Origin of the sequence: Kitasatospora sp. NPDC059646 (assembly GCF_042734615.1) — a bacterium.
Lineage (GTDB): Bacteria > Actinomycetota > Actinomycetes > Streptomycetales > Streptomycetaceae > Kitasatospora.
The window spans coordinates 21866-30849 of the sequence record NZ_JBHWDS010000079.1; the positions used below are offsets into that span (position 1 = coordinate 21866).

6 protein-coding genes are annotated in these 8984 nt (G+C 75.9%); 4 read left to right on the forward strand and 2 right to left on the reverse strand.

From position 1 onward, the window contains the following. Positions 1–44: 44 nt before the first annotated feature. Positions 45–1127 (reverse strand): mechanosensitive ion channel family protein, encoded by a 1083-nt coding sequence (locus ACFV1L_RS34460; RefSeq protein WP_380373749.1) that lies wholly within the window; start codon positions 1125–1127, stop codon positions 45–47. A 311-nt stretch (positions 1128–1438) separates the two neighbouring features. On the opposite strand from ACFV1L_RS34460, the gene ACFV1L_RS34465 reads away from it, so the two are divergent. Next, complete coding sequence (locus ACFV1L_RS34465; protein WP_380373752.1) at positions 1439–2056, forward strand: HNH endonuclease; 618 nt, start codon at positions 1439–1441, stop codon at positions 2054–2056. A 106-nt stretch (positions 2057–2162) separates the two neighbouring features. On the opposite strand, the gene ACFV1L_RS34470 is transcribed toward ACFV1L_RS34465, so the two are convergent. Beyond that, positions 2163–5978: a beta-N-acetylglucosaminidase domain-containing protein gene (locus ACFV1L_RS34470; protein WP_380373754.1), complete on the reverse strand. Its 3816-nt coding sequence runs from the start codon at positions 5976–5978 to the stop codon at positions 2163–2165. A gap of 182 nt (positions 5979–6160) precedes the next feature. On the opposite strand from ACFV1L_RS34470, the gene ACFV1L_RS34475 reads away from it, so the two are divergent. From ACFV1L_RS34475 to psbW, 3 genes are all read left to right on the forward strand, one after another. Then, complete coding sequence (locus ACFV1L_RS34475) at positions 6161–6400, forward strand: hypothetical protein (protein ID WP_380373756.1); 240 nt, start codon at positions 6161–6163, stop codon at positions 6398–6400. Positions 6401–6538: 138 nt separating this feature from the next. After that, entirely contained in the window at positions 6539–8692 is a 2154-nt protein-coding gene (gene malQ / locus ACFV1L_RS34480) for a 4-alpha-glucanotransferase (RefSeq protein ID WP_380373759.1), read from the forward strand. A 21-nt stretch (positions 8693–8713) separates the two neighbouring features. After that, positions 8714–8932, forward strand: coding sequence for a photosystem II reaction center protein PsbW (psbW, locus tag ACFV1L_RS34485; protein ID WP_380373762.1), 219 nt, complete (start codon positions 8714–8716; stop codon positions 8930–8932). Positions 8933–8984: the final 52 nt, after the last annotated feature.

Consider the following 8984-nt stretch of genomic DNA (forward strand, 5'->3'; position numbering starts at 1 on the left):
CCGGGGCCCCGGGAGTTCGTGCTCCCGGGGCCCCTGTCGGTGGGTCACTGCTGGGTCGGTATCGGCTTGGCGGCCAGCGAGCGCGCCGAGCTCGGGTCGGCCAGGGCGGACGGCGGCAGGACCTCGGGGGCGGCGGCCTGCGCGGGGACGGTGGCGGGCGCCTCCTCCTTGAGCTTCACGCCGGCCAGGTCGAAGGCCGCCTTCAGGCGCAGCCGCAGCGCGCGGGAGACCTGCGCCGACTTGCCGGGCGTGCAGCGGGCCTCGACACGCAGCTGCACCGAGTCGACGGCCACCGACTCGACGCCGAGGACCTTCACCCGGCCCCAGATCAGCTCGTCGTAGGGGGCTTCCTTGGAGAGCTGCTCGGCGGCCTCGGCGACCAGCTGCTCGACCCGCTCCAGGTCCTCCTTGTAGCCGACCTGGACGTCCACGGTGGCGGTGCCCCAGCCCTGGCTCATGTTGGCGATCCGCTTGACCTCGCCGTTGCGGATGTACCAGATCTCGCCGCCGGAGCCGCGCAGCTTGGTGACCCGCAGGCCGACCTCCAGCACGGTGCCGGTGGCGACGCCGGTGTCGATCTCGTCGCCGACGCCGTACTGGTCCTCCATGATCATGAAGACGCCGGAGAGGAAGTCGGTGACCAGGTTGCGGGCGCCGAAACCGATCGCCACACCGGCCACACCGGCGGACGCCAGCAGCGGGGCGAGGTCCACGCCGAGCACCGACAGGGCCATCAGCGAGGCGGTGCCGAGGATGCTGAAGGACGCCACCGAGCGCAGCACCGAGCCGATCGCCTCGGAACGCTGCTGGCGGCGCTCGGTGTTGACGACGCCGCTGTTGGCCAGCAGCCCACCGAGCACCCCGTGGTCGCTCTCCGCCTCCGACGGCCGGCCCATTCGGGCGACCAGCTTGTCGATGACCTTCCGGACCACGGCCCGCAGTACCAGGGCGAGCAGCAGGATGAACACGATCCGCAGCCCGTCGATCACCCAGCCCTGCCAGTTCTCGTCGATCCAGCTGGCCGCCTGCCGGGTGGAGTCGGTCACATCGGCGGCGCTGGTGGGCAGGACGAAGGTCGGTGTCGTCGAGTCGGGGGTGGCATCGGCAAGCGTGAATTCGGCGAGCATCGCCCCACTCTAGGGCCTGCCCCGCGGGCCCCGAGGAGCCCGTTCACCCGCCCGGACGGCCCGTCGGACGGGTTCCGGCCACCCTCCGCACCGCCCCGGGCACGGTGGGTGCAGGACGGCCCCGAGCTGGGCATACCGCCTATGGCGGGCCGCGCAAGATCCACCCGGCGCGTGCGGGCCGTTCACAGAGAAATGGTGGCGTCGTACGAGGGCGTAAGGCGACACTGAGGGAGATCGCGTCCCGCACAGGGGCACGATCGCCCCGCTCGACTCGGCGCGAGCCACGCGCCGCAGGCGTCCAAGGAGGCCCCGTGCCGCATGTCCTTGTCCTCAACGCGTCGTACGAGCCACTCGGTGTCGTCTCGATGCGACGCGCACTCATCCTCGTCCTCAACCACAAGGCGATCGCCCTGGAGGACGCGGGAACCACTCTGCACAGCGCCACCAGCGCCGTTCCGGCGCCGTCCGTCGTCAAACTGACCCGTTTCGTTCGGGTTCCCTACCGAGGCCCCGTGCCGCTGACCCGGCGGGCGCTGTTCGCCCGCGACCACGGTCGGTGCGTGTACTGCGGGGCCGCCGCCACCAGTGTCGACCACGTGATCCCGCGCAGCCGGGGCGGCCAGCACCGGTGGGACAACGTGGTGGCGGCCTGCCGCCGCTGCAACCACACCAAGGCCGACCGGCACCTCGCCGACCTCGGCTGGCGGATGAAGCGCCCCCCGGCCGCGCCCAGCGGCCTGGCCTGGCGGGTCATCGGCACCGGGATCAAGGATCCGCGCTGGCGGCCCTACCTGGAGCCGTTCGGCGGCCTCGACCAGTTCCGGGACTTCGAACACCACGACCGCACGGAGCTGCCGCCCGCCGTTCCGTCCCCGGTCCGCACCCGACCCGTCCGCCGCGGCGAGCAGCACGCACCGCTCTCCGCCTGACCAGACAAGGGCCTGCCCGACACGATCCTCGGTATGCCTCATGGGCCGCCGGCGCACCCCCGCAGCGGGAGCGTCGGCGGCCCGCCGTGTTCCGGCCGCCCGCCGCTCAGCCGGCGGTGACGCCGTACAGCTCCACGGCGGACAGCGCGTACCCGTAGCGGCCGGCCCGGCTGACGCCCTGCACCCGCAGGTACTGCGCGTCCGGGGCGTCGAAGCGGACCGTCTCGGTGCCGCCCTGGCCGTTGTCCACCACCGCCACGGTGGTCCACACCACCCCGTCGGGGGAGGTCTGCACCCGGTACCGGGAGGCGTACGCGTCGCCCCAGTGCAGCACCGCCGAACCCAGCCGGGCCGGGGCGGGCAGCCGCAGCTGCACCCAGGCGTCGTCCTTCGCGGGGGCCGTCCAGGAGGTCTTCGGGTCGCCGTCGGCGATCGCCGACGCCGGGGTCCGGGCGCTGTCGTCGCCGGAGGAGGAGGCGGTGGCGGTCCGCGCCAGGTCGGGGCCGCCGGCCTGCGGGACCACGTGCACCTGGAGCTCCTGGCGGACCGTCAGGCCGCCCGCGGTGAACACCACCGGCACCCGGTAGGTGCCGGTCGGGGTGTCGGCGGCCGCCGACACCTGGACCGGGGCGGCGACCCTGCCGCCGCGCGGCACCGTCACCGTCGGGGCCGGAGCCACCGTCAGGCCCTTGGCGATTGCCGGGACCTCGGCCTTCAGCTCGCCGGTCAGCGCGTCCGGCCGGCCCGACTCCACGGTGGCCCGGGTCTGCGCCGGGGCGGCGGCGCCCGCCACCACGTCCAGCGTCGGATCGGCCAGCGTCACCCGGGCCGCCGGGACGTCCGCGTACCAGGGGATCACCTGGTTGACCACCGGGGCCTCGCCGCCGGGCCGCCACACCAGGCGGAACGCGTCCACCGGGCCGCCGTCCGCGCGCAGCTCGTTGTAGCCCGGGTGGACCTGGCCGAGATCCGCCCAGCTGCCGTCCGGGCGGCGCACCTGCGCCGTCGCCTCGGCGTGCACCGTCGGGTCGGTCAGCACGGTCAGCCGGTCCAGCGGGCGGGCCGAGCCCAGCTCGACGGTCAGCGGGGCGTCGCCGGCGGCGGGCGGGGCGGCCGCCCGGAACGCCGAGTCCGGGTCGCCCGACAGCACCGCCTCCGGGGAGGAGCCCGGCACCGCGGGCGGGCCGCTCACCTCGGCGTCCACCGCGCCGGGCGCGCCCGCGCTGAACTCGCGCACCGCGACCGCCGTCTTCTGGCCGCCGGTGGCCCGCAGCCGCACCGCCTTGGCGACCGCGCCCGCCGGGGCGTTGGCGACCACCAGCCGCTGCTCGTGCACCGTCGCCAGCTGCTGCCAGCCGCCGGAGCCGCTGTAGTACTCCAGCACCCCGTCGTGCAGGTAGTCGTCGGCCGCCGACGCGGCGTCCGGGTCGTCGCCCCGGCCGCCCATCATCACCGTCACCGTGCCCAGCGGCTTCGCGGTGCCCAGGTCCAGGCCGAAGCTGTCGCCGACCTGCGGCGGCGCCGACGACCAGTAGAAGGTCTGCGCGGAGCCGTCCGCCATCAGCGCCGGGCCGTGGTCGTGCGCGGTGCCCAGGGTGGTCGTCGGGGTGGCGCCGGCGGTGATGCCCGCCCAGGTGTCGGCGGCCTTCACCGCCCGGTCCAGGAACGGGTCCAGCACGCCCTTGCCGACCGTCACCGGGTTCTGCTCCAGCGCCGAGCGCTGCCGGCCCAGCTCCAGCCGGGCCTGCCAGGCCGCGGTGCCGTCGCCGGCGTGCTGCGCCGCCAGCATGTCCAGCGCGGCCCGGCCGGCCGCCCCGTACGCCGCCAGCCGGGCCAGCCACGGCGCGGCGTCCGCGCCCAGCGGGTCGCCCGCCAGCGTCTTCGGGGCGTCCGCCATCACCGCGAACGCGTCGCGCAGCGGCTGCGCGGCCTCCCTGACCTTCGCCGGGTCGGCGGGCGCGCCCGAGGCCGGCTCCACCGCCGCCCAGTACCGCTCCACCAGCGGCGCCAGGTACGCCGACTCCTTGCCGCCCAGCGGCGAGGACGCGCTGTTCCCGGCCAGCGCGGCCACCGCGGCCTGCTGCGCGGGGCCGGCGGTCAGCAGCCGCAGCGCCGAGGACAGCGACTGCTCCGGCTGGTAGCCGGCCGGCTGCCAGCCGAAGTCCGCGGCCGTGGCCAGCGGGATCCGGGACGCCACCGGCTGGCTCATCGCCGAGGTCAGCAGCACCGCGGAGCGCTGCGCCACCTCCGGGTCCCGGCCGCCGTAGCCGGCCAGGAACAGCCGGTCCGGCGCCGAGTCGTTCACCGGGTAGTTGTCCAGCGTCACCAGCGGGCGGCGGAACAGCCCGGCGGTCTCGGCCAGCTGACCGCCCGTCACCTGCTTGGCGATCACCGCGCCGCCGCTCCACACCACCTGCACCTCGGCGGGCAGCGTCGCCGCCAGCGCCGACCGGTACGGCGTCGAGCCCTGCTTCTGGTACTCCGTCGGCACCACCGACAGCGGCGCCAGCTCCGGGTGCGGCGCCATCAGCCGCTTCTGCACCGCCGCCACCACCGCGGCCTGCGCCTTCGCCGCCGCCACCGGCCCGGTGCCGAACTTGCGGCGGTCCGCGCCGCAGTGCCACTCGTCGTAGGAGACGTTCACGAAGTCCAGCTGGAACGCCCGGAAGCCCATCCCGCGCAGCGCGTCGAGCTTGCCGACCAGCGCGTCCAGGTCCCGGCCGGACGAGAAGCAGAACGACTGCCCGGGGCTCACCGAGTACGCCGCCGTCACGTGGTTGTCCCGGGCGCGGGCCGTCAGCTCGGTCAACTCCCGTGCCCGGTCGGCCGGGTAGGGCTCGCGCCAGCGCTGCGAGCGGTACGGGTCGCCGCCCGGCGCGTACAGGAAGAAGTTCTGCTTGGTGCGGCCCAGGAAGTCCACCGTCGCCAGCCGCTGCGCGGCGCTCCACGGCTGCCCGTAGAACGACTCGGCGGTGCCGCGCACCGGCGCACCGGTCGGCCAGTCCCGCACCAGCACGCCCGGGAAGCCCCGGTCGCCGTCCGCGCCCTGCCCCTGCCCGGGGCCGATCGGCGCCAGCAGCTGCGCCAGGCTCTGCGCAGCGTAGAACGTGCCCTCGCCGTCCACGCCGGCCAGCACCACCGCGCCGTAGGCACCGCCCGCCGCCGGGAGTTGACCCGCCGCCAGCAGGTGGCCGCCGGGCGGCAGGCCCGCCAGGCCGGGCACCTCGGTGTCCTTCAGGCCCGCCGCCCCGGCGAGCCGGCGCAGCGCCCGGTCGGTCGCGCCGCCCGCGCCCTCGCGCGGGCCGCCCACGTACACCACCAGCGACCCCGCCGCCGGCGTCCCGGGCTCCTCCGGGACGGTCAGCACCTCGGTGGCGCCGGCCCGGGTCAGCAGTGCGCGCACCGCGTCCACCGCGGGGCCGTCCGCGCCGTCCGCCAGCACCACCGTCACCTGCCGGGGCACCGCGACCGGCCTGCCGCCAGGCCGCAACTGCTGCGGGCGGGGAAAGATCTGAGGGGCCGTCAGCGATCCGAGCGGCAGCGGCGCCTCCAGCGCGGCCGGCAGGTCCGCCCCCGCGGACACCGCCCGCCGGTCGCCCGGCTGCGCCGCGAAGCTCTGTGCCGGGATCAGCAGTCCGCCGACCACGGCCGCCGCCGACAGCGTCGCCGCCAGCCGCAGCGTGCTGCCCCGGCGGCCTCCCGCCCGCCGTTCGGCGCGCACCGAGGCGAGCAGCGGGTCGGTGCCCTTGAAGTCCGCGATGAACCGGTCGGCGGCGCGCGGCGCCAGCTGACGGGCCGTCCTGGCCGCGGTCCGGCGGGCGGCCAGCGCCGCCGGGTGGTACAGCACCTCGCGCAGTGCCGCGCTCTGCTCCAACTGCTGCCGCAGCCGCCGCCCGGCCACCACCGACACCCGCGCCTGCACCGGAGCCTCCTCGCCCGAAACGCCCAGCTCACCGGCCCCCCGCCGCCCGGCCCGGCCCCCCTCGGCCATCCGGCCCGCCCAGCCCATCAGCTCCCCGCGTCCCTGTCAACGCTGCTGACAGCTATGTCCGTTATCGCCCGGTATCGCATTGCCGCCGGAACTGCCTTGACCGCACTGGGACGATGACGGAACGACAACCCGGGGGAGAGGTGGCCGTGGTCGAGGAGTCCGTGGTCCAACTGGTGCTGCTCGCCGCCCTGCTGACGCTCGGCGTGCTGGTGCTCTGCGACTTCCGCGGCTGGATCGGCCGGATCCACGACTTCGGCGGCGCCGCCCCCGAACGGATCCGCCTCGGCGGCCTCATGCTCGTCCTCCTCGCCCTGATCTGGTCGGCCGGGCCGATCGGCCACCTGCTGCACTGACCCCCGCGGCAACCCGCCGACGGAACGTTCACCCGTCCGGCGCCCGCGGGCGGCCGTGTCGGTCGGGGTCGGGGCCGGGGCGCGCGGGTAGGACTGTGGCTGATGGCATTGGGGCGTGGCGAGGACGGAGTGCGCTGGGTGGCCGCATACCTTGACCGTGAGCAGGTGGGAGCCGAGCAACTGCCGGCCGAGGACAACCCGGCCGCGCCGCCGGAACTGCTGGCACTGGCCCACGCGTACGGGGTGGACACCCGCTACGACGCCGGCGCCGGGCCGATCCAGGTCGGGCCGCGCACCCTGATCGCCGTGCTCGCCGCCCTCGGCGTCGACGCCTCCACGCCCGAGCTGGCCGCCGCCGCACTCGACGGCCACCGCGCCGCCCAGGCCCGGCGGCTGCTCCCGCCCACCGTCGTCGCCTGGCAGGGCCGGCGCACCGCACTCGACCTATCCGCCGAGGCCGAGGTCCGGCTCGAACTCGAACAGGGCGGCGGCGACCGGTACCTGACGGGCAACCACTCGCACTGGCTCCCCGAGGACCTCCCGCTCGGCCGGCACACCCTGCACGTGACCGCCGGGGACCGCACCGGCCGGGCCGCGCTGATCGTCGCCCCGGCCCGCATCCCGGAGCCGCAGCACCGCAGCTGGGGATTCCTCGCCCAGCTGTACTCGGTCCTCGGCGAGCAGTCCTGGGGCATGGGCGACCTCGCCGACCTGGCCGAACTCGCCCAGTGGGCGGGCGCCGCACTCGGCGCCGGCTTCCTGCAGATCAACCCGCTGCACGCCGGCCTGCCCGGCGCCCCCTCCGACCCGTCCCCCTACCGCCCGTCCTCCCGCCGCTTCGCCGACCCGGTCCACCTGCGGATCGAGGCGGTCCCCGAGTACACCCGCCACGACGGGGCCCGCGACCTGACCCGCCGCGCCCGGCTGCTGCGCGAGGAGGTCCTCGAACACGACGCGCTGATCGACCGCGACTCGGTCTGGGCCCTCAAGCGCCAGGCCCTGGAACTGCTGCACACCGTCCCGCGCGGCGTCGGACGGGAGGCCGCGTACCGGGCGTTCGTCCGGCGCGAGGGCGAATGGCTGGAGCGGTACGCGGTGTGGAACGCGTTGGCCGAGGTGCACGGCCCGGCCTGGCACTCCTGGCCCAAGGGCCTGCGCCACCCCGCCAACCCCCAGGTCGCCGCCGCCAAGGCCGAACTGACGGACCGGATCGAGTTCCACCGCTGGCTGGCCTGGCTGGTCGACGACCAACTGCGCGCCGCCCAGCGCGCCGCGACCGACGCCGGCATGCCGATCGGCCTGATCCACGACCTCGCCGTCGGCGTCCACCCCGACGGCGCGGACGCCTGGGCCCTGCAGGACGCCCTCGCCGCCGGCATCTCCACCGGCGCCCCGCCCGACGCCTTCAACGCCCACGGCCAGGACTGGGGCCTGCCCCCCTGGCGCCCCGACGCCCTCGCCGAGACCGGCTACGCCCCCTGGGCCGAACTGCTGCGCGCCACCGCCCGGCACGCCGGCGCGATCCGGATCGACCACGTGATGGGCCTGTTCCGGCTCTGGTGGGTCCCCGCCGGCGCCCGCCCCACCGAGGGCACCTACGTCCGCTACGACGCCGAGGCGATGCTCGCCGTCCTCGCCCTCGAAGCCCACCGGGCCGGCACCGCCGTCATCGGCGAGGACCTCGGCACCGTCGAACCCGGCGTCCGGGAACGGCTCGCCGAACACGGCGTCCTCGGCACCTCCGTCCTCTGGTTCGAACGCGACTGGAACGCCGGCGGCGCCGTCCTGCCCCCCGAACGCTGGCGGGCCGGCTGCCTCGCCACCCTCACCACCCACGACCTGCCGAGCACCGCCGCCCGGCTCACCGGCGACCACGTCGCCCTCCGCCACCAACTCGGCCTGCTGGCCCGCCCGCTGGCCGAGGAACAGCACGCCGCCGCCGCCGAGGTCGCCGACTGGCAGCACGAACTCGTCCGCGCCGGCCTGCTCGCCGACGGACAACCCGTCACCCCCGAAGCGCTGTACGCCTTCCTGCGCACCACCCCCGCCCGGCTGATCGGCGTCTGGCTGCCCGACACCGTCGGCGACCCGCGCCCGCAGAACCTCCCCGGCACCTGGGACCAGTACCCCAACTGGCGCCTCCCCGTCGCCGACGCCACCGGAACCCCCCGCACCCTCGACGCCGTCGCCGCCGCCCCGGGCACCGCCGCCATCGCCGCCGCCCTCGCCCCGATCGGCCCCCCGCCCCCGGGACACGCCGACAGGCGCACCCCGCCGGGCGAGGCGGTGTAGGGGGCCGGTACCTTGGGAAACGTGGACAAGAGGAACGCAATGCGCGCCGGTGCGGTCACCGCGGCGGCCACGCTGATGATGCTGATGTCGTCGCCCGCCATGGCTTTCGTACGCGACGACGGCGACGACCCGGGCACCGGCCTGAGCGTCGGCCAGACCCTGGGCCTGTACGTCGCCCTCCCGATCGTCTCCTTCCTGGTGATCGCGGGCCTCTGCATGATCCCGGGCAAGAAGAAGTAACCCCACGGGTCCTGGACCCGAACGGCGACTGCCGGGGCGGCCAAGCCATTTC